21 protein-coding genes and 1 other RNA gene are annotated in these 20,461 nt (G+C 66.2%); 19 read left to right on the top strand and 3 right to left on the bottom strand.

From position 1 onward, the window contains the following. The first annotated feature begins 118 nt into the window (after positions 1–118). Genes ACFVWL_RS14505 through ACFVWL_RS14515 form a run of 3 tightly spaced genes read left to right on the top strand, consistent with a single transcriptional unit; the run spans position 119 to position 2,162 of the window. Positions 119–928, top strand: coding sequence for a thymidylate synthase (locus ACFVWL_RS14505; protein ID WP_387184100.1), 810 nt, complete (start codon positions 119–121; stop codon positions 926–928). Then, positions 925–1,401 carry a dihydrofolate reductase gene (locus ACFVWL_RS14510; RefSeq protein ID WP_387184102.1) on the top strand — a complete coding sequence of 159 codons (477 nt, stop codon included), beginning with the start codon at positions 925–927 and terminating at the stop codon, positions 1,399–1,401. The genes ACFVWL_RS14505 and ACFVWL_RS14510 overlap by 4 nt, the downstream gene beginning before the upstream one ends. Further along, a complete protein-coding gene (locus tag ACFVWL_RS14515; protein ID WP_387184105.1) occupies positions 1,401–2,162 on the top strand; it encodes an SDR family NAD(P)-dependent oxidoreductase in 762 nt (253 codons plus the stop codon). Before ACFVWL_RS14510 ends, ACFVWL_RS14515 begins: the two co-directional genes overlap by 1 nt. Before the next feature lie 9 nt (positions 2,163–2,171). On the opposite strand, the gene ACFVWL_RS14520 is transcribed toward ACFVWL_RS14515, so the two are convergent. After that, positions 2,172–2,738, bottom strand: a complete 567-nt coding sequence (locus ACFVWL_RS14520; RefSeq protein WP_387184108.1) for an NUDIX domain-containing protein — start codon at positions 2,736–2,738, stop codon at positions 2,172–2,174. A 245-nt stretch (positions 2,739–2,983) separates the two neighbouring features. Here ACFVWL_RS14520 and dapA point away from each other — a divergent pair, with 245 nt between their 5' ends. The 14 genes from dapA (at position 2,984) to dapF (ending at position 16,959) form a co-directional block, all read left to right on the top strand. Continuing rightward, complete coding sequence (gene dapA, locus ACFVWL_RS14525; RefSeq protein ID WP_029259018.1) at positions 2,984–3,961, top strand: 4-hydroxy-tetrahydrodipicolinate synthase; 978 nt, start codon at positions 2,984–2,986, stop codon at positions 3,959–3,961. Positions 3,962–4,014: 53 nt separating this feature from the next. Further along, positions 4,015–5,691: a ribonuclease J gene (locus ACFVWL_RS14530; RefSeq protein WP_387184111.1), complete on the top strand. Its 1,677-nt coding sequence runs from the start codon at positions 4,015–4,017 to the stop codon at positions 5,689–5,691. A 72-nt stretch (positions 5,692–5,763) separates the two neighbouring features. Further along, positions 5,764–6,258, top strand: coding sequence for a GNAT family N-acetyltransferase (locus ACFVWL_RS14535; RefSeq protein ID WP_387184114.1), 495 nt, complete (start codon positions 5,764–5,766; stop codon positions 6,256–6,258). Positions 6,259–6,332: 74 nt separating this feature from the next. Beyond that, a complete protein-coding gene (locus ACFVWL_RS14540; protein ID WP_387184117.1) occupies positions 6,333–9,050 on the top strand; it encodes a DNA translocase FtsK 4TM domain-containing protein in 2,718 nt (905 codons plus the stop codon). Next, positions 9,050–9,625, top strand: coding sequence for a CDP-diacylglycerol--glycerol-3-phosphate 3-phosphatidyltransferase (pgsA, locus tag ACFVWL_RS14545; RefSeq protein WP_387184120.1), 576 nt, complete (start codon positions 9,050–9,052; stop codon positions 9,623–9,625). The genes ACFVWL_RS14540 and pgsA overlap by 1 nt, the downstream gene beginning before the upstream one ends. Then, positions 9,622–10,107, top strand: coding sequence for a CinA family protein (locus tag ACFVWL_RS14550; protein ID WP_387184122.1), 486 nt, complete (start codon positions 9,622–9,624; stop codon positions 10,105–10,107). Before pgsA ends, ACFVWL_RS14550 begins: the two co-directional genes overlap by 4 nt. 141 nt (positions 10,108–10,248) lie before the next feature. Continuing rightward, positions 10,249–10,557, top strand: coding sequence for a helix-turn-helix domain-containing protein (locus ACFVWL_RS14555; protein ID WP_017830901.1), 309 nt, complete (start codon positions 10,249–10,251; stop codon positions 10,555–10,557). 18 nt (positions 10,558–10,575) lie between these two features. Continuing rightward, a complete protein-coding gene (locus tag ACFVWL_RS14560) occupies positions 10,576–10,800 on the top strand; it encodes a DUF3046 domain-containing protein (RefSeq protein WP_387184126.1) in 225 nt (74 codons plus the stop codon). 268 nt (positions 10,801–11,068) lie between these two features. Beyond that, positions 11,069–12,118 carry a recombinase RecA gene (gene recA / locus ACFVWL_RS14565; RefSeq protein ID WP_017830899.1) on the top strand — a complete coding sequence of 350 codons (1,050 nt, stop codon included), beginning with the start codon at positions 11,069–11,071 and terminating at the stop codon, positions 12,116–12,118. Next, a complete protein-coding gene (locus ACFVWL_RS14570; RefSeq protein ID WP_387184131.1) occupies positions 12,118–12,987 on the top strand; it encodes a regulatory protein RecX in 870 nt (289 codons plus the stop codon). Before recA ends, ACFVWL_RS14570 begins: the two co-directional genes overlap by 1 nt. A 49-nt stretch (positions 12,988–13,036) precedes the next feature. Further along, positions 13,037–14,584 carry a tRNA (N6-isopentenyl adenosine(37)-C2)-methylthiotransferase MiaB gene (gene miaB, locus ACFVWL_RS14575; protein ID WP_387184134.1) on the top strand — a complete coding sequence of 516 codons (1,548 nt, stop codon included), beginning with the start codon at positions 13,037–13,039 and terminating at the stop codon, positions 14,582–14,584. Continuing rightward, positions 14,581–15,492 carry a tRNA (adenosine(37)-N6)-dimethylallyltransferase MiaA gene (gene miaA, locus ACFVWL_RS14580; RefSeq protein ID WP_387184137.1) on the top strand — a complete coding sequence of 304 codons (912 nt, stop codon included), beginning with the start codon at positions 14,581–14,583 and terminating at the stop codon, positions 15,490–15,492. Before miaB ends, miaA begins: the two co-directional genes overlap by 4 nt. Positions 15,493–15,528: 36 nt before the next feature. Then, positions 15,529–16,056 (top strand): dihydrofolate reductase family protein, encoded by a 528-nt coding sequence (locus ACFVWL_RS14585; RefSeq protein WP_387184139.1) that lies wholly within the window; start codon positions 15,529–15,531, stop codon positions 16,054–16,056. 30 nt (positions 16,057–16,086) lie between these two features. Then, positions 16,087–16,959, top strand: a complete 873-nt coding sequence (gene dapF, locus ACFVWL_RS14590) for a diaminopimelate epimerase (RefSeq protein WP_387184141.1) — start codon at positions 16,087–16,089, stop codon at positions 16,957–16,959. A gap of 42 nt (positions 16,960–17,001) precedes the next feature. Here the strand turns inward: dapF and ACFVWL_RS14595 are convergent, their stop codons facing one another. Continuing rightward, a complete protein-coding gene (locus ACFVWL_RS14595) occupies positions 17,002–17,643 on the bottom strand; it encodes a class I SAM-dependent methyltransferase (RefSeq protein WP_387184144.1) in 642 nt (213 codons plus the stop codon). A gap of 68 nt (positions 17,644–17,711) precedes the next feature. Between ACFVWL_RS14595 and hflX the strand changes: the two genes are divergently transcribed. Further along, positions 17,712–19,223: a GTPase HflX gene (gene hflX, locus ACFVWL_RS14600; protein ID WP_387184147.1), complete on the top strand. Its 1,512-nt coding sequence runs from the start codon at positions 17,712–17,714 to the stop codon at positions 19,221–19,223. A 6-nt stretch (positions 19,224–19,229) separates the two neighbouring features. On the opposite strand, the gene ACFVWL_RS14605 is transcribed toward hflX, so the two are convergent. Further along, positions 19,230–19,895: an SIMPL domain-containing protein gene (locus ACFVWL_RS14605; protein WP_387184150.1), complete on the bottom strand. Its 666-nt coding sequence runs from the start codon at positions 19,893–19,895 to the stop codon at positions 19,230–19,232. 141 nt (positions 19,896–20,036) lie between these two features. On the opposite strand from ACFVWL_RS14605, the gene ssrA reads away from it, so the two are divergent. Further along, positions 20,037–20,406: a transfer-messenger RNA gene (gene ssrA, locus ACFVWL_RS14610) on the top strand. Positions 20,407–20,461 lie beyond the last annotated feature (55 nt).

Here is a 20,461-nt window from a genome sequence, read left to right on the forward strand (position 1 = left end):
GGATCGAGAATATGTCGTGCTGTGGGGTCCAGGTGTCGATGTTTCCGACCATGACGAACGCCCAGTGCACAGCCGCGCATCCGCCCGCGGGGGCGAGGGTGACGGTATCGTGGCTCTCATGAGCGCAGCCGTCCCGACTCCTTATGAAGATCTGCTCCGCGACGTCCTCGAGACGGGCACGCACAAGTCCGATCGCACAGGGACGGGCACGACGAGCGTCTTCGGGCGACAGATCCGCTTCGACCTGTCGAAGGGTTTCCCGCTCATCACCACCAAGCGCGTGCACTTCAAATCCATCGCGTACGAACTCCTCTGGTTCCTGCAGGGCGATTCCAACGTCGGTTGGCTTCGCGAGAACGGCGTCACGATCTGGGACGAGTGGGCCGATGCATCCGGCGACCTGGGGCCGGTCTACGGGGTGCAGTGGCGCTCCTGGCCGACGCCCGATGGAGGGAGCATCGACCAGCTCTCCGAGGTGATCGAGCAGATCCGGCGCGCGCCCGACTCCCGACGGCTCATCGTCTCGGCCTGGAACCCCGCGGACATCCCCGACATGGCCCTGGCCCCCTGCCACGCCCTGTTCCAGTTCTACGTCGCCGACGGCAAGCTCTCCTGCCAGCTGTACCAGCGCAGCGCCGACATGTTCCTCGGCGTGCCGTTCAACATCGCCTCCTACGCGCTGCTCACGATGATGATCGCTCAGCAGGTCGGCCTCGAGCCCGGAGATTTCGTATGGACGGGCGGCGACTGCCACGTCTACGACAATCACATCGAGCAGGTGCGTGAGCAGCTCAGCCGTGAGCCCTACGAGTATCCGACGCTGCGATTCGCGCGGAAGCCGGAGTCGATCCTCGACTACCGGTACGAGGACTTCGTCGTGGAGAACTATCAGCACCATGCTCCGATCCGGGCGGCGGTCGCGGTATGACCTGGGTCGGGCTGATCTGGGCCGAAGCAGAGGGCGGCGTCATCGGCGCTCAGGGCGGGATGCCTTGGCACGTGCCGGAAGACCTGGCTCACTTCAAGGAGGTCACCCTCGGTGCCCCCGTGGTGATGGGGCGGAAGACCTGGGACTCGCTCCCGGATCGCTTCCGACCTCTCGCGGGCCGTGACAACATCGTCGTGACCCGGCAGCAGGACTGGTCCGAAGAGGGCGCGCGCCGAGCGGCCACCGTCGCCGAAGCCGTGCGCGGGCTCGACAAGGTCTGGATCATCGGCGGCGCGGAGATCTTCCGACAGGTGATCGGTGATGCGGATCGGCTGGAGGTCACCGAGCTCGATCTCGAGGTCGACGGCGACGCGTATGCACCGTCCAAGACCGGCTGGCGGCTCGTCGACGAAGGGGAGTGGCACACCTCCCGCACGGGCGTCCGCTACCGCTTCCTCGGATACGAGCGCTGATGCCCACTGCACTGATCACCGGTGCCAGCGCCGGATTGGGCGCGGAGTTCGCACGCCAGCTCGCGCGACGTCGCGCCGATCTCGTCCTGGTGGCGAGGTCGGAGGATGCACTCGAGACCCTGGGCGCTGAACTGCGCCGCGACTACGGTGTCGCGGTGGAGATCATCGCCGCCGACCTCGCGGGTGAGGCCGGGGTCGAGAAAGTCGCCGAGCGGTTACGCGACACGGCTGATCCCGTCGACCTCCTGGTGAACAACGCCGGGTTCGGTCTTCCGCTGCAGTTCGCCGACAACGACATCGACGACGAGGTGCGCCATCTGCGAGTGCACGTCGAAGCATCGATGCGCCTGATGCACGCGGCTCTGCAGACCATGCGCGGACGCGGGGGCCGCATCATCAACGTGGCCTCGGTCGCCGGGTTCATCACTCGGTCGACGTACTCCGCATGCAAGGCGTGGCTCATCGGTTTCAGCCGCTGGGCGAATTCCGAGTACGGCCGTGACGGCGTCTCCGTCACGGCGTTGTGTCCCGGCTTCACTCACACGTCGTTCCATGAGCGGATGGGGCTGGCGGTCGGAGAGGAGGGGGTCCCCGGCATCATGTGGCTGAATGCGCGAGATGTCGTCCGCGTCGGTCTGCGCGATGCTGCTCGCGGCAAGTCCGTCTCGGTGCCCTCACTGCGCTACAAAGTGATCGTGGCGCTGTCGCGCGTCCTCCCGAGCCCGCTCACCTCCGGCGTGGCACGTCGAGGCCGCGTCTGACCGCAGAAGTCAGCGGAATCGGCCGAGCAGGATCCCCGCCTTTGCGATGGCCGCGATCGTCTCCCCATCGGTGATGCTGCCGTCGGCGATCATTCCCAGCACATCCTCGAACGGCACCCAGGAGACGCCTTGGATGCCTTCTTCCGCCTGGGTCTCGGCGGCGTTCACGCTCGCTGCGTCGTCATCCCGAGCGAGCGGTCGAAGCTCCCGTGCGAGGAAGACGTATTCGGTGGCCTCGGCGATGCCGTTCAGCGCGTGCATGCTGCCGAGGGGTGTCCACTCACCTGCCTCGAAACCGGTCTCCTCGCGTAGTTCCCGTCTCGCCGCGACGAGTGGGTCCTCGCCGTCGCTGCCTCCTGCGGGGACCTCGATGGTCGTGCCCACGGTGTAGCGGTCGATGGTGACGAGGCACAAGCGGTCTTCGTCATCCACCGCGACGATGAAGACCGCGGGATACTGCATCGTGACGACGCCGTAGATGCCGTCCCTGCCGGCAGGACCGATCACCCGATCCTCTTGCACTCGGATCCAGGGGTTCTCGTACTTCGTCTCGGTGCCTCGCGTGACCCATCCCATCCTTCGAGCGTACGGCGGAGCCCGCTGGATCCGTCGGATCGGGGAATGGGCTGGTTCGGGAGGAAGAGCGACGCACAGGACGCCAACGAGTTGCTTCGGCAGCACGACGCCGCCGAGGCCGCGCCTCTCCGGTCTGACCGACGGAGTCGGCGTGCTGCTGTGCGGCAGGAAAGACGTCGCCCGCGGAGACGTCATCCGCGTCGCCGCGTCCGCATGAGCGCGAGTCGAACCGATACGCTGGGTCTATGACGCACTCGGGCAACCCTTTCGGACAGGTTCTCGTCGCGCTCGTCACTCCGATGACGGCCGACGGTGAAGTCGATTGGCCCGCCGTCGAGAAGCACATCGATGACGTGATCACCGCGGGAGCGGACGGCATCGTCGTGACGGGAACGACCGGCGAGACATCGACCCTGACGGACCCCGAGAAGCTCAAGCTCGTCGAGGTCGGAAAGTCCGTCTCCGCGGGCCGTGCCAAGATCATCACCGGCGGCGGTTCGAACGAGACGGCCCACGCTATCGAGCTCTACAAGGCCAGCGAGAAGGCCGGCGCCGACGGCATCATGATCGTCACGCCGTACTACAACAAGCCGACGCAGGCCGGCATCCTGACACACTTCCGTCTGGTCGCCGACGCGACCGACCTCCCGGTGATCCTCTACGACATCCCCGGTCGTACCGGCGTGCCGATCAAGTACGAGACCATCCTTCGTCTCGCGAAGCACCCGAACATCCTCGCGGTGAAAGACGCCAAGGGCGACTTCTCCGAGGTGAGCCGCGTGCTCAACCAGACCGACCTGATGTACTTCTCCGGTGACGACGCGAACGTGCTGCCGCACCTCGCGATCGGGGCGACCGGCCTCATCGGCGTGACGGCGAATGTCGCTGCAGCGCCCTACCGGACGATCATCGACGCGGTCAACGCGGGCGATCTCGCGACCGCGACAGCCGAGCACAAGCGCCTCGAGCCGCTCGTGCGCGCCGTGATGACGCACGTTCCCGGAACCGTCGCGGCCAAATACATCCTGCACGGGCTCGGCCGTATCTCGAGCCCGCGCGTCCGACTTCCCCTGGTCGGCCCCGAAGAATGGGAGGCCGCACTCATCGAGGATGAGCTCGACCTCGTCCAGAACGTGCCCGGTGCCGACTTCTCGAACTTCCGACCCGACCGCAACGCGGCCGCGGGCGGTGCCCTGCCGAAGGTGCACGGCACGACGCGCTGAGTCGCGTCCCCACGAACGAACGGACGCGCGGAGTGTCCGACTGAGGAGACAGCATGTCCATTCCCCTGGTAGAACCGGCCGCTCTCGACGAAGGGACCCTGAGAGTCGTCCCGATTGGCGGGCTCGGCGAGATCGGTCGCAACATGACCATGTTCGAGTACGACGGGAAGATCCTGATCGTCGACTGCGGTGTGCTCTTCCCTGAGGAGCACCAGCCCGGCGTCGATCTGATCCTTCCGGACTTCGAGCCCATCCGTGACCGACTCGACGACATCGTCGGGGTGGTGCTCACGCACGGTCACGAAGACCACATCGGCGCGGTTCCGTACCTGCTGCGCCTGAAGAGCGACATCCCCCTGATCGGTTCGGGGCTTACGCTCGCTCTGGTCGAGGCGAAGCTCAAGGAACACCGCATCAAGGCTTTCACCCTCACCGTCAAGGAGGGCCAGGAGGAGCGGGTCGGGCCGTTCGACCTCGAGTTCGTGGCGGTCAACCACTCGATTCCGGATGCTCTCGCCGTCGCGATCCGCACCCCCGCCGGCATGGTGCTCGCGACAGGCGACTTCAAGATGGATCAGCTGCCGTTGGACGGCCGGATCACCGACCTGCGTGCGTTCGCTCGTCTCGGTGAAGAGGGCGTGGACCTGTTCCTCGTCGATTCGACCAACGCCGATGTCCCCGGGTTCACCCCCACCGAGCGCTCGATCGGTCCCGTGCTCGACCAGGTGATCGCGAAGGCGCCTCGTCGCGTCATCGTCGCCAGCTTCTCCAGCCACGTCCACCGCGTGCAGCAGGTGATCGATGCCGCGCATGCCAACGGCCGCCGCGTCGCGTTCCTCGGCCGCAGCATGGTCCGCAACATGACGATCGCCGAGCAGCTCGGCTACCTGAAGGTGCCGGACGGGGTCCTCATCGACTTCAAGAAGGCGCGCGACCTGCCGGACGAGCAGATCGTCTACATGTCCACCGGCTCCCAGGGCGAACCGATGGCTGTGCTCAGCCGCATGGCGAACATGGACCACGCGATCGAGATCAGCGAGGGTGACACCGTCATCCTCGCCTCGAGCCTCATCCCGGGCAATGAGAACGCCGTCTACCGAGTGATCGACGGCCTGACCAAGCTCGGCGCCAACGTCGTGCACAAGGCCAACGCGAAGGTGCACGTCTCCGGACATGCCGCGGCCGGCGAACTGATCTACTGCTACAACATCCTGAAGCCGAAGAACGTCCTGCCCGTGCACGGCGAGTACCGGCACCTCATCGCCAACGCCAAGCTGGCGCAGGATACCGGGGTCGCGGAGGAGAACACGATCATCGCCTCCAACGGCACCGTGATCGACCTCAGGGACGGCGTCGCGAAGGTCACCGGGCAGCTCGATCTCGGATTCGTGTACGTCGACGGCTCCACCGTCGGCGAGATCACCGACGCCGACCTCAAGGACCGTCGGATCCTCGGCGAGGAGGGCTTCATCTCCGTGATCGTGGTCGTGGACGCCGGTACCGGTCGCATCATCTCCGGCCCCGAGATCCACGCGCGAGGTGTCGCCGAGGACGACTCGGTGTTCGACGACGTCACTCCGAAGATCGTCGCGGCGCTCAAGGAGGCGTCCGGCAACGGCGTTCGCGACACCCACGCGCTGTCGCAGGTCGTGCGACGCACGATCGGTCGCTGGGTGAACCAGCGGCTGCGTCGTCGTCCGATGATCGTGCCGCTCGTCATCGAGGCGTGACGACGGGGGAGCCTCCTCCCGCTCACGGGTGACCGTCACGCCGATGTAACACCGTCGGCCTATGCTCGCGTCATGTACAGGGGCTTCTCCCTTCGCAGGGCCGCGCAGACGGATGCGATGTTCCTCGGCGACATGCTCGTCGAGGCGGCGAACTGGCGCGCCGGGGGAGTGCGTCCGCGGCATGAGGTGTTGAACTCTGTCGACCATCGGCGCTACCTCGCAGGGTGGAAACGCATGGCTGACGACGGGCTGGTGGCCACCGGTGAGGACGAGGTGCCCGTGGGCGCTGCCTGGTATCGCGTGCTCCCGCAGAATGCCCCGGGGTTCGGGTTCGTCGCCGTCGCCGTGCCGGAGCTGATCATCGGGGTGCACCCGCTCTGGCGTGCACGCGGAGTCGGGCGCTCCTTGCTGCGCGGCGTCGTGCAGCTCGCGGGCTCCCAAGGGCACGCGCGGATCAGCTTGAGCGTCGAACGGGACAACTTCGCGCGCAACCTCTACCGCGCCGAGGGGTTCGTCGTGGTGGGGCAGGGCGCGACGCGCGACACGATGGCACGCGGCACCGCATAGACCACACCCCCTCGGATCCGTGGAAAGCCGCGTCATTACGCGGCGATGTCGGCTGTTGGACGTAACGTGAGAGTATGGCCAGGAGTTCCACGAAGACAGAGCGCGCGTCGACCAGCGCACCGTCGCGCCCCAAGCGGCAGACGGCTCCCAAGGCCCAGCCTGCTCCGAAGAAGTACATCGACGAGGCCGACAAGCCTCCTGTCGCCGTCCGGGCCTGGGTCGGGTTGGCGCACGGTGTGGGCGGGCTCTTCCGCGCATTCGGTCCGGAAACCCTCGAGAAAGACGATCGGCGCGACGGCTTCCCGTTCTTCCTCGTGCTCCTCGCCGTGCTCGGCGCGGTCAACGAGTGGTTCTTCATCGGCAACGAGGTCGCCGCGAACATCAGCGCGTATTCGGTCGGTCTCTTCGTCGGTCGCGTTGCGTTCATCATGCCGGTCTTGCTTCTGATGCTCGCCGGCTGGCTGTTCCGTCATCCCTCCTCGGTCCACGACAACGGACGTATCGGGATCGGGTTCGGAATGTTCGTCCTGGCGCTCGCGGGGATCTTCCATGTCGCCGGCCCGCGTCCTCATCCGAATCAGGGGATGCCCGCGCTGAGTGAATCGGGCGGGCTGCTCGGCTGGTTGGTCGGACAGCCGTTGACATACCTCACCGACATCCCCGCGTACATCGTGCTCTCGCTGCTCGCGGCGCTCAGCATCCTGATCCTCACCAAGACACCCCCGAACCGCATCGGCGCCCGCCTCGGCGACCTGTACGCCTGGATGTTCGACGCCGAGCGCCCGGAGAAACCGTCGAAGGACACCGCGACGATCGACGACGCCGACAAGGTCGACGATCCCGACGTGCTGCCCTGGTGGCGACGCAACAAGACCGGTCGTGAAGAAGACCCCGACGAGGGCACTCTCGGCTCGGATGACATCACGGCCCTGCTCACGACCTCCGACCCGACTCCCGCCTACGATCAGGCGGTCGTCGTCGAGAACCCCTACGACGCCGCCACCGAGGTGCTGTCCGACGTGAGGTCGGTCGCCGACTCTCTCGCGGAGCAGCAGACCACGGCACTTCTCGACGACTCCTCCGACACCGGTGAGGTGCCCGAACTCCCCGGTCTCGACGGCTTCGGCACGGAGGGGCCTGGCGATCGCGGACCTCAGGCTCCCGTGACGCCGTACATCCTGCCCTCTCCCGGCCTCCTGGTCGAAGGACCGCCTCCGGTCATGCGCTCCGAAGCCACCGACAAGGTGATCGAGCAGATCACGAGTGTGCTGTCGCAGTTCAAGGTCGATGCCAAGGTCACCGGGTTCTCCCGTGGGCCGACGGTCACGCAGTACGAGGTCGAGGTCGGTCACGGCGTCAAGGTCGAGAAGATCCTGCAGCTGAGCAACAACTTCGCCTACGCGGTGGCATCGAACGACGTCCGCATCCTCTCGCCGATCCCCGGCAAGAGCGCGATCGGCATCGAGATCCCCAACGCCGACAAGGAGATGGTGGCGCTCGGCGACGTGCTGCGCTCGCCCGCCGCTCAGAAGAGTACGCACCCGATGACGATCGGCGTCGGCAAGGACGTCGGGGGCAACATCGTGATCGCGAACCTCGCCAAGATGCCCCATCTCCTGGTCGCCGGTTCCACGGGTTCGGGTAAGTCGAGCTTCGTGAACTCGATGATCACGAGCCTGCTGATGCGCGCTCGCCCGACGGACGTGCGCATGGTCCTGATCGACCCGAAGCGCGTGGAGCTCACCAGCTACGCCGGCGTCCCGCACCTGATCACGCCCATCATCACGAACCCGAAGAAGGCCGCCGAAGCGCTGCAGTGGGTCGTGAAGGAGATGGACATGCGGTACGACGACCTCGCGTCGTTCGGCTTCCGCCACATCGACGACTTCAACCGTGCCGTGCGCGCTGGCGAGGTCGAGCTTCCCGTCGGCAGCGAGCGTGTGCTCAAGCCGTACCCGTACCTCATCGTCGTGGTCGATGAGCTCGCGGACCTCATGATGGTCGCCCCCCGCGATGTGGAGGACTCGATCGTCCGCATCACCCAGCTCGCACGAGCCTCCGGCATCCACCTCGTCCTCGCGACCCAGCGTCCGAGCGTCGACGTCGTCACCGGACTCATCAAGGCGAACGTCCCCTCTCGTCTGGCATTCGCCGTCACCAGTGTCACGGACAGCCGCGTCATCCTCGACAGCCCCGGAGCCGACAAGCTCATCGGCCAGGGTGATGCGCTGTTCTCCCCGATGGGCTCTTCCAAGCCGTTCCGACTGCAGGGCGCCTGGGTCGACGAGAAGGAGATTGACGCCGTCGTCAAGCACGTCACCCGTCAGGCACGTCCGGACTACCGTCCTGACGTGCAAGAGGCGATGGAGCCGACCAAGAAGAAGGAAGTCGATGAGGACATCGGCGACGATCTGGAGCTGCTGCTCGCGGCGGCCGAGCTGATCGTCTCGTCGCAGTTCGGCTCGACGTCCATGCTCCAGCGCAAGCTTCGTGTCGGCTTCGCGAAGGCCGGGCGCCTCATGGATCTGTTGGAGTCGCGTGAGATCGTCGGTCCGTCCGAGGGATCCAAGGCGCGCGACGTGCTGGCCACGGCCGAGCAGCTCCCGCAGGTGATGGCGAAGCTCCGAGGAGACGATGTGCCGGCGTCGCCGGCAGCGTCCGCTGCACCTCCGGCTCCGCCTGCTCCGGCCCTGCCGCAGACGCATGATCCGATCGCGGCCCAGTACGACGGGCTTCCCGAGGTGGAGGTCGAGGGCGATGAAGACGCCTGGGGCCTGACGGGACGCGACTGATGGCCATCCCTCGGCAGCTTCCCAACGCCATCACCGTCGCGCGCATCCCGCTGGCGGTCATCTTCTTCGTCCTGCTCCTCCTGGGCGGCACCTACGGTTTTGCCGAGCCCGGCCTACGGTGGGTGGCCGCGATCATCTTCATCGTCGGAATATCCACGGACTGGGTCGACGGCTACCTCGCGCGCAAGTACGACATCGTGAGCGACTTCGGCAAGCTCTGGGATCCCATCGCCGACAAGATGCTCACCGGCGCCGGGTTCATCGGACTCGCCATCCTGGGCGAGGTCAACTGGTGGATCGTCGTGATCATCCTGGTGCGCGAGTGGGGGATCACGATCCACCGGCTCATGGTGGCCAGCGAGCATGTCGTCGCGGCGGCATGGATGGGCAAGATCAAGACCGCATTCCAGGGTGTGGCCCTCGGCTGGGCGCTGCTTCCGCTGCATTACCTCGTCGGCCTCGATGCCTGGACGCTGATCACCTTCATCCTCATGCTCATCGTCCTGGTGCTCACCGTCGCGAGCGGCATCGACTACATCGTGGCCCAGGTTCGCGGCTCGCGCCGGAAGTCGTGAGCGAGGCGGCCGCCTCTGTCCTCGCGGTGCTGGGCCGGCGTGGATGGAAGCTCGGCGTCGCCGAATCGCTGACCGGAGGCGCTCTGTGCGCTGATCTCGTCGCGGTTCCCGGCGCGTCCACCGTGCTGCTCGGCGGGGTGGTGGCGTACGCGACGCCGGTCAAGGCCTCCGTTCTGGGGGTCGATGCGGATCTCCTCGCCGCGCATGGCCCTGTGCATCCGCAGGTCGCGTTGCAGATGGCGGACGGGGTGAGACGCGTCGTCGGCGTGGACGGCCAGCCTGCCGATGTCGGAGTATCGACGACGGGGATAGCAGGACCGGATTCCCCGGACGGGCAGCCAGTCGGCACCGTGCACATCGGGATCGTGACACCGGAGGCATCCCGGACGACGGCGTTCCGTTTCACCGGGGAACGGGGATCGATCCGCGCCCAGACAGTCGCAGCGGCACTCGACGAGCTGCTCGCGATGCTGTCGGAATAGTGACGCCTCGGCGTTGGTTACGTCTGATGTGCTCACACTTAAACCACAGAGTGCAGGGGTAGATTCTGTGCATGCCAGGAGTACTAGACTGGCTGTCTCATCGGGGGAGACCTCGAACGATCACATGGGGAGGAGGTTCCGATGATTCTTGTACGACAGGAAATCGGCGATGTGCTGAGGGACTTCCGCCTGCAGAAGGGGCGCACGCTCCGGCAGGTCGCAAGCAAGGCGTCGGTTGCGCTCGGCTACCTCAGTGAGGTCGAACGCGGGCAGAAAGAAGCTTCGAGCGAGATCCTCGCATCCGTCGCTGACGCTCTCGACGTTCCCATCTCGACGATCATGCGCGAAGTCGGAGATCGCATCTCCGTGCTGGAGGGCATCCAGGTCTTCCCGGACGTCGTGCCCGACGACCTCGTGGCGTCGATCGAGCCCCAGCTCTCGCTGCACTGATCCCCGGCCAGGGAAGCGATGCGTCGTAGCGAGTTCTTCCGCGCCGTCGATGACGAGTTCCAGGCGCGTGCTTCTTCCTTGGTGAACGACCTCGGACTCAGTGCCGTCGGCGGCCGCACGGCCATCGAGGCGTTGGCGGACGGCACGCCGCCGCGTGATATCTGGTTGGCGCTGTGCGCCGAGATGGACGTGCCCGACGACAGGCGACATGGTGTCGGCAGGCAGGAGCCGCGCGGTCGCTGACCCGCGCGTCGATGTCGATTCCTACGGGACACGATAGGAGATTCTCGGCGTGTCGTCGAAGATCTGTTCGAAGCGGGCGTAGTCTTCTGCACAAGTGGTTCAGAGAGTCTGTTCTGCACGGTATGTGAGCTCGCCACGTCGATGTCGGTGGCCTCTCCTACGGTGGAGAACAAGCCGAAAAGCCATTACGCCTTGTCGGAGAGTTTCTCCCAACCGGGAGAGCCGCGACAGCCTACAGGCGGCATCACGCGCGCAGAAGGAGCACATCATGCCATCACCCGCCGACCGCGAGAAGTCCCTCGAGACCGCCCTCGCCCAGATCGACCGCCAGTTCGGAAAGGGCTCGGTCATGCGGCTGGGCAGCGATGAGCGCGCCCCCGTGGCCGTCATCCCCACCGGCTCCATCGCCCTCGACGTCGCCCTCGGCGTCGGAGGACTCCCGCGTGGTCGAATCGTCGAGATCTACGGGCCGGAGTCCTCGGGTAAGACGACCCTCACCCTGCACGCGATCGCGAACGCCCAGCGCGCCGGTGGCATCGCCGCGTTCATCGACGCTGAGCACGCGCTCGACCCCGACTACGCTGCGAAGCTCGGTGTCGACATCGATGCGCTCCTCGTCTCGCAGCCCGATACCGGTGAGCAGGCACTCGAGATCGCCGACATGCTCGTGCGCTCGGGGGCCATCGACCTCATCGTCATCGACTCCGTAGCGGCGCTCGTGCCTCGTGCCGAGATCGAGGGCGAGATGGGCGACTCGCACGTCGGTCTGCAGGCGCGACTCATGTCGCAGGCGTTGCGTAAGCTCACCGGTGGCCTGAACCAGACCAACACCACGATGATCTTCATCAACCAGCTTCGCGAGAAGATCGGCGTCTTCTTCGGCTCGCCCGAAACCACCGCCGGTGGTAAGGCGCTGAAGTTCTATGCGTCGGTCCGCATGGACATTCGCCGTATCGAGACGCTCAAGGATGGCACCGACGCAGTCGGTAACCGTACCAGGGTCAAGGTCGTGAAGAACAAGATGGCGCCGCCCTTCAAGCAGGCGGAGTTCGACATCCTTTATGGCGTCGGTATCTCACGCGAAGGCAGCCTGATCGACTTCGGCGTCGAGCACGCCATCGTCAAGAAGTCGGGGTCGTGGTACACCTACGACGGAGACCAGCTGGGCCAGGGCAAGGAGAATGCGCGAACGTTCCTGCTCAACAACCCCGATATCGCACTGGCGATCGAGACGCAGATCAAGCAGAAGCTCGGCATCGGTGGCGCGGCCGCTGTGCCGGCGGCTGCTGACGAGCTCGCCGAGCGTCGTCCGGCCTGATGAACGACTCCCGTGGGGGCGATCCGGATCGGATCGCCCCCATCATCCCCCTCTTCGGTGGAGTTTCGAAGAAGCCCGCCGACGTTCCGCCGACCCAGCTTTCGGAGGGCACGCGGTCGACGAAGGCGCCTTCCCCACGTACCGACGATGCAGCGGTCTGGCGTACGACCTGGGATGCTCCTCCCAGCGGGCCCTCGGGCGTCGACGCTTCCGATCCGGGTACTCCCAGCGAGCGTCACCCCGCGCGAGGGGCGAGGGGCAGCTCCGCCACGGCGGCGTCTCACCCGGCGCAGTCCGCTCCTCGTCTCCGCGCGCTCTCGGACGGGTCGAGTGACGACATCCGCGACGAGGCACCGTCGTCCGATGAGGTCCGCATCACCGCTGAAGAATCACTCGTGCGCAAGCTGCGGGCTCGGTCGCTGTCCGTCTCGGAGGCGCGGCAGGTGCTGAGGGGTGTCGGTCTCGACAGCGGCGTGATCGACGATGTGATCGACGACTTCTGCCGTCGAGGCTATCTCGATGATGCGGCCCTCGCCGGAGTGCTGGTGACATCGGGTGTCGAGCGAAAGGGGCAGGGAAGAGTCGCACTGTCCCGCGCGCTTTCGCAGCGCGGCATTCCAGGCGACGTGATCGACGGTGCTCTCGATGAGCTCCCGGACGATGACGACGAGCGCGCGCTCGAGTTCGCTCGCGGCAAGGCGCGGTCGATGAGTCGGCTCGACCACGACACGGCGCTCCGCCGACTGGTCGGCCAGCTCTCACGACGCGGCTACAACGGAGCCGTCGCGATGAAAGCCGCGAAGGCGGCTCTGGGGGAGACATCCTTCGGCGGATCCACCTCTGGTGTCCGGTTCGTCGATTCCGACTGATGCCGCGTCGCCGCACCTGCCTGGCAACGGCTCGTACAATGGGGTGATCATGACTATCCCGCGCAGCGAACCGACGATCATCGGCGCGTCGTCGGCAGCCGTCGACGACGACGGACGACAGCGATCGTACGAAGTACGCACCTTTGGGTGCCAGATGAACGTGCATGACTCCGAGCGTCTCTCGGGGTCGTTGGAGAGCGCGGGTTACGTGCGAGCAGTCGACGGCGCCGAGGCCGACGTGGTGATCATCAACACCTGCGCCGTGCGCGACAACGCCGCGGGCAAGCTCTACGGCACGCTCGGGCACCTCGCTTCGGTCAAGCGTCGCAAGGACGGCATGCAGATCGCGGTCGGCGGCTGCCTCGCGCAGATGGACAAACAGGCGGTCCTCGACAAGGCGCCGTGGGTCGACGTGGTGTTCGGCACGCACAACATGGGCTCGCTCCCGGGGCTGCTCGAGCGCGCGCGACACAATGGCGACGCCGAGCTCGAGATCCTCGAGTCGCTCGAGGTGTTCCCCTCCACTCTGCCGACCAAGCGCGACTCCGCTCACAGCGGTTGGGTGTCGATCTCGGTCGGATGCAACAACACCTGCACATTCTGCATCGTGCCGAGTCTGCGCGGCAAGGAGAAGGACCGTCGTCCTGGCGACATCCTGAACGAGATCCGCCTCCTGGTCGAGGACGGCGCGATCGAGGTCACGCTCCTCGGACAGAATGTGAACTCCTACGGGGTCGAGTTCGGCGATCGTCAGGCGTTCGGAAAGCTCCTGCGTGCCGCCGGAGAGATCGAAGGGCTGGAGCGGATCCGATTCACGAGTCCCCATCCCGCGGCGTTCACCGACGATGTGATCGCTGCCATGGCCGAGACGCCGAACGTGATGCCGCAGCTGCATATGCCGCTGCAGTCCGGGAGTGACCGCATCCTCAAGGCGATGCGCCGCTCCTACCGCGGCGAGCGGTTCCTCGGGATACTCGACCGTGTTCGTGACCGTATCCCGAACGCCGCCATCACGACCGACATCATCGTCGGCTTCCCCGGTGAGACCGACGAAGACTTCGAAGACACGATGCGGGTCGTCGAGCAGGCTCGCTTCTCCAGTGCATTCACATTCCAGTACTCGATCCGCGAGGGTACTCCTGCCGCGACGATGGAGGATCAGGTTCCCAAGGAGATCGTGCAGGCGCGCTACAACCGTCTGATCGCTCTTCAAGAACGCATCTCTCTGGAGGAGAACCAGAAGCAGGTGGGTCGTGAGATCGAGGTTCTTGTCTCGACCGGCGAGGGCAAGAAGGACACCGAGACCCACCGCCTCACGGGTCGCGCCGAAGACAACCGGCTCGTGCACTTCGAGGTGACTCCGGGGTCGCAGCTCCCTCGGCCTGGCGATGTCGTCACCGTGACCGTCACTCACGGTGCCCCGTTCCATCTGCTTGCCGACGACCCGAAGGGGGCACCCCTGAAGATCCGTCGCACACGCGGCGGTGATGCCTGGGATCGCGCGCAGTCTGAATCCTGTGCGGTCCCTGCTCCGTCTGGCGACGGCGGACCGAAGGCGATCTCGCTCGGCCTGCCCACATTGCGTGTCGGCGTGTGACCGAACCGCGCCTCTGGGCGATAGTCGGGGCGACCGGGACCGGCAAGAGTGATCTCGCGATAAGTCTGGCCGAGGATCTGCGTACGCGGGGAAACCCGGCAGAGATCGTGAACGCCGACGCCATGCAGCTGTATCGAGGAATGGACGTCGGCACCGCGAAGGTGCCCCTCGCGGAGCGGCGAGGCATCCCGCATCATCTCTTCGATGTGCTCGATGTCGATGAGGACGCCGCGGTCGCCTGGTATCAACCCCGGGCACGCGCTGCGGTCGAGGACATCCACCGTCGAGGCGGAGATGCGATCCTCGTCGGTGGCTCCGGCCTCTACGTGTCGAGTGTCGTGTACGACTTCCGGTTCCCTCCGCGTGACCCCGAACTGCGCGAACGTCTCGAGCGAGAACTCGACGCTCACGGTTCCGCGGAACTGCTCGAACGGCTGCGCAGTCTCGATCCCGAAGCCGCTGCCCGTGTCGACCCCCGCAATCCGCGTCGTGTCCTCCGTGCACTCGAAGTCCTCGAGCAGGGCAGCGCGACGCATGGGGCCGCGCTCCCGGAGCAGCCCGTCCTGTGGAACCCGCGCACGCGCCTCATCGGCCTCCACATCGAGCGCGCAGCCCTCGTCGAGAGACTCGATGCCAGAGTCGAGCGCATGTGGGCCGGGGGCCTCCTCGACGAAGTGACCCAGCTTCGTGCACGCGGTCTGGAGCGCGGCGGGACGGCACCGCGTGCGATCGGCTATGCGCAGGCACTGGCCCAGCTCGATGGAGGCCTCACCCAGAGTGAGGCTGTCGCGCAGACGCAGGCACTGACGAGACGCTATGCCCGTCGCCAGGTGTCCTGGTTCAAGCGCTATCCCGATCTGGAATGGTGGGATGCCCCGGCGGAGGCCGCCGCGCTCCTGCACGACTGATCTCTCGATGTCGGTGGCCGCTGCGATGCTGTCCGGATGACGACCCACTTCTACACCGCGTCCAGCCTCGACGGTTTCATCGCGACTGAGGAGCACTCGCTGGATTGGCTGCTCACGCAGGACATCGACCAGGACGGGCCGATGGCGTACACCGGCTTCGAGAGGAACATCGGCGCTCTGGCGATGGGCGCCTCGACGTACGAGTGGGTGATGCGACACGAGGAGGGCCGTTGGGGGTACACCCAGCCCACGTGGGTGTTCACACATCGTGAGCTCGAGCTGCCGGCAGGTGCCGATGTGCGGCTGACCCAGGCCGACGTCCGAACCGTCCACGCCGAGATGGTTCAGGCGGCGGCAGGGAAAGACCTCTGGGTCGTGGGTGGAGGAGACCTTGCCGGTCAGTTCGCCGACGCCGGGCTGCTCGACGAGGTGTGGGTTCAGTACGCCCCGGTGACACTCGGATCGGGGGCTCCGCTGCTTCCGCGTCGACTCGACCTCGAGCTGATCGAGGTGGCGCGAAACCGCAACTTCCTCTGTGGCCGGTACCGGCTCACACGGGACTGAGCGGTCCTCCGCGATCCCTAGACTGGACGCATGGTCGCATTCACCAAGGGTCACGGCACGGGTAACGATTTCATCATCATCGCTGACCCCGATGGCGGGCTCGACCTGACCGTCGAGCAGGTCGCCGTGCTGTGCGATCGTCACTTCGGGATCGGCGCTGACGGAATCCTCCGTGTCGTGAAGTCTTCGGCGATTCCCGAGGGCGCTGCCGCGCTCGACGAGGAGCCGCAGGCCGAGTGGTTCATGGACTACCGCAACGCCGATGGCTCGATCGCCGAGATGTGCGGCAACGGCATCCGCGTCTTCGCTCACTACCTCGTGCGGTCAGGACTGGCGACGATCGAACCAGGTTCTACCCTTCCGATCGGGACGAGGGCGGGCGTGCGCGACGTCACCCGGAGTGCCACCGGCTACCAGGTGGACCTCGGCCGGTGGAAGCTCTCCGGGGATGACCCGCTCGTGCGCGTCGACGGCCTGTCCGTGACCCGACCAGGGCTCGGTATCGACGTCGGCAACCCTCATGTCGTGGTGGCTCTTGCCTCAGAGGCCGAGCTCGCGTCCCTCGAGCTGCACCGTGCCCCTGGCCTCGACCCCCTGCTTCCGGCGGGGGCGAACATCGAATTCGTGGTTCCCGGCGAGCCGCTCGTGCGCGACGGCATCGGACATGTGAGCATGCGCGTCTACGAGCGCGGCGTGGGGGAGACCCTCAGCTGCGGCACCGGAGTCGCCGCGACAGCCCTGGCAGTGCGGTATTGGGCGGGCGAGAACGCCCCGAGCAACTGGCAGGTCGAGGTGCCAGGGGGCACGCTCGGAGTTCGGATGTTCCCCGCGGAGGACGGCGAGCACGTCGCTCTGTCCGGCCCGGCTCAGCTCGTGTTCCAGGGCGAGGTCGACCTCGCCTGAGAGTCGTGCCGGGAGGTTCCGAGTGAACGACCGGAGTCAGGCTCAGCCCAGGACGATCGGCTCCGTGGGCGGGTTCCCGTGCTTGCGCACCTTGAGGATGCGGTATCCCTTGCCCGTGGCGGTGCGGAAGACGCTGTACCCGGGGTGGAAGGTCGACCCGATCCATCGCTGCAGCGAGTCGGCACCGAGGTTGCGCTGCACGACGAGCCAGGCATCACTGCGTTCGTCGAGGCGCGGGATCCACCGCTCCAGAAGCCCGTGGAGTTCGTTCTTGCCCACGCGGATGGGCGGGTTGGAACGGATCGTGCGGAAGGAGACGTGCTCGGGAACATCATCGGGCAGAGATGCGTTGACATTGGTGAGCCCGAGAGCTGCGGCGTTGCGACGCACCAGATCGAGGGCGCGCTCGTTCACGTCGACGGCCCACACCGTCGCATGGGGAGCGGATAGGGCCATCGACAGTGTCACCGGACCCCAGCCGCTGCCGAGGTCGAGAAGGTCGCCGCCCGGGGGAACCGGGGGCATGTTGGCGAGGAGCACTGCAGTGCCGGCATCCAGACGATCCGGGCTGAAGACTCCACCGGCAGTGGTGACCTCCAGCTCACGACCTGCGAGCGATACGCGGATCTTACGCAGATTCTCGGGGCTTGCCGGGGCCGCAGTGAAGTAGTGATCTGACCCCATACGGTGAGCGTACCGGACAGCGCGGGCTAAGGTTAAGGCTCGCAACAAATCCCAGAGACAAGGAACGGATGACGGATACCACCACCCCCTCCACCGACGACCACACGGTCGATCGTGTGCTCGCGAACGCGGAGAAGCGCTCGGACGTCCACGTCTTCGGCGCCGCACAGGCGTTGCAGGATGAATCGACGGCATCGCACGCGAGTACGGACGGCGCGCAGTGGGATCTCGAAGACCGCCACGCTCTTCGACGCGTCGGGGGACTCTCGACCGAGCTCGAGGATGTCACCGAGGTCGAGTACCGGCAGTTGCGCCTGGAGAACGTCGTCCTCGTCGGCGTGTACCCCCAGGGCGCCCAGGAGGATGCGGAGAACTCGCTCCGGGAACTCGCCGCTCTCGCCGAGACCGCGGGTGCCGTGGTGCTCGACGGCGTTCTGCAACGCCGTCCCCACCCGGATGCGGCGACATACCTCGGTCGCGGTAAGGCCCAGGAACTCAAGGACATCGTCGCCGCTGTCGGGGCCGACACGGTCATCGCCGACACCGAGCTCGCACCGAGCCAGCGTCGTGCGCTCGAGGACGTCGTCAAGGTCAAGGTCATCGACCGCACCACGGTGATCCTCGACATCTTCAGTCAGCACGCGAAGAGCCGTGAGGGCAAGGCGCAGGTCGAGCTGGCCCAGCTCGAATACCTGCTTCCTCGCCTGCGTGGCTGGGGCGACTCGATGAGCCGCCAGGCCGGTGGCCAGGTGGGTGCGGGTGGTGCCGGAATGGGTTCACGTGGCCCCGGTGAGACCAAGATCGAACTCGATCGCCGACGCATCCGCACCAAGATGGCGCTGTTGCGACGACAGATCCGCGACTTCGGCCCCGCCCGAGACGCCAAGCGAGCCGAGCGAAAGCGGAACACGATCCCCTCCGTCGCGATCGCCGGTTACACGAACGCCGGCAAGTCCAGCCTGCTCAATGCACTCACCAGCGCCGGCGTCCTCGTCGAGAATGCGCTGTTCGCAACACTGGATGCGACGGTTCGCCGCACCGAGACCGAGGACGGCCGCGTCTACACGCTCACGGACACCGTCGGATTCGTGCGCAACCTCCCTCATCAGCTCGTCGAAGCTTTCCGTTCCACGCTGGAGGAGGTCGGCGAGGCCGACGTCGTGCTCCACGTGGTCGACGGGTCGCACCCGGATCCGGCCGGCCAGTTGCAGACCGTGCGCGATGTGCTGGGTGATGTCGGCGTCCGTGACCTGCCGGAGATCGTCGTCTTCAACAAGGCCGACCTGATCGACGAGGACGAGAGGCTCGTGCTTCGCGGACTCCAGCCTCACGCCCACTTCGTGTCGTCGAGGTCGGGCGAGGGCATCGCAGAACTGCGGGCAGCGGTGGAAGAAGCGCTCCCGAAGCCGGCCGTCGAAGTGAATGCCGTGATTCCCTACGATCGTGGCGACCTCGTGGCCGCGATCCACGAATCAGGCATGCTTCTGTCGGTAGAGCACCGAGAGAACGGTACCGCTGTGCATGCTCGTGTCTCGGAGCGGCTGGCCGCCGAACTCGCGCCGTTCGCTGCGCAGGCCTGACCGGACTCAGCGGGCGAGGAAGCGCGCCTCCACGGTCGCGGAGATGACGATCTCTTCGGGCTCGTACTCCATGGCCGGCGCAGAGTCGGCGGCGAACGCTACGGCTCCACGCGCTTTGAGCATGGGTGCACCCGGTGCCGGCTGTCCGCTGGAGATGAGACCGACATCGGCGATCTCCAGCGGAGTGACCTCATCGAGGCCGAGCGCCCCGGCGTAGGCCTCGGCTCTCGTGACGGCGACACCGACGGCTTCGGCGGCCACTGCGCGCTCGACCTGCGTGCGTGTCTCGGGGGTGAGGTGCCAGTCGACCCAGCCGACCTCGACCCCGTCCCACGGGGAGATGTCGGACACCCAGATCGACAGCTCCGAGCCTTCCGCGAACGTGGCGGTGAAGTCGATGCTCGCGTAGTAGACCGGGGCGAGTCGCTTGCCCTCACTGCTCCAGGGTCGTTCGGCCCGCACCGAGAGACGCTTGCTCGTCCAGTCGACCACACTGCTCGCCTCCGCCCTCTCGGTGATGCTGCTGCGCACCGGCTCAGCGAGGCGCATCACCTGCTCGACGACGGCGGTGCGCTCCGGTCCCTCGGCGCGCACGCCGACACGGATGGTGGCGCGCTCCGGCGCGACCCGCGCCTCGTGCTCGCCGCGGACGGTGACGGTGACTTCGCTCATGGGGCGACTCTACGCCAGCCCTCGGACCGACCGTGGAATGGCGGAGGTGCGGAGAACGTTGTAGTCTGTGATGCTCGGGTGTTCACCGCCCGGGATGGTAATTCCACAGTGTGACAGCGGCTCCTTCGAGAGAAGGTCCATGGGGCTGATCGGTTTCGACAGCGCCTGTGAATCCACGAGAAGCGGGCCGAGGATGCAGAGTTATCTCGTAAACGCTCTCTGCAAAAAAATAGTTGCCGAAACCAAGCGCAACGACTTCGCCCTCGCTGCATAAGCGAGCCCGATAGTCCGTCAGGCCGTATGTGATTCCGATACGGATCCTGGCGTCATTTAGGAATCTTGCTGCGTGATGGCGTCTGGACGTCACGTGGGACTCTTCCCAGGCTGGGCTTGTCGACTTAGGTGTCTGTGACAAAGGTCGGAGCCGAGTAGAACGTCTTCACAGACTGCGCCCGGAGAAGGCGTGGAGACTCAGCGTTGGACGGGGGTTCGATTCCCCCCAGCTCCACCACGTCGCTGTCACAGGAATGAGGTCCGCCTCCGTCGGGAAACCGAGGGAGGCGGAC

Origin of the sequence: Microbacterium sp. NPDC058269 (assembly GCF_042881445.1) — a bacterium.
In the GTDB taxonomy this organism is placed as follows: Bacteria; Actinomycetota; Actinomycetes; order Actinomycetales; family Microbacteriaceae; genus Microbacterium.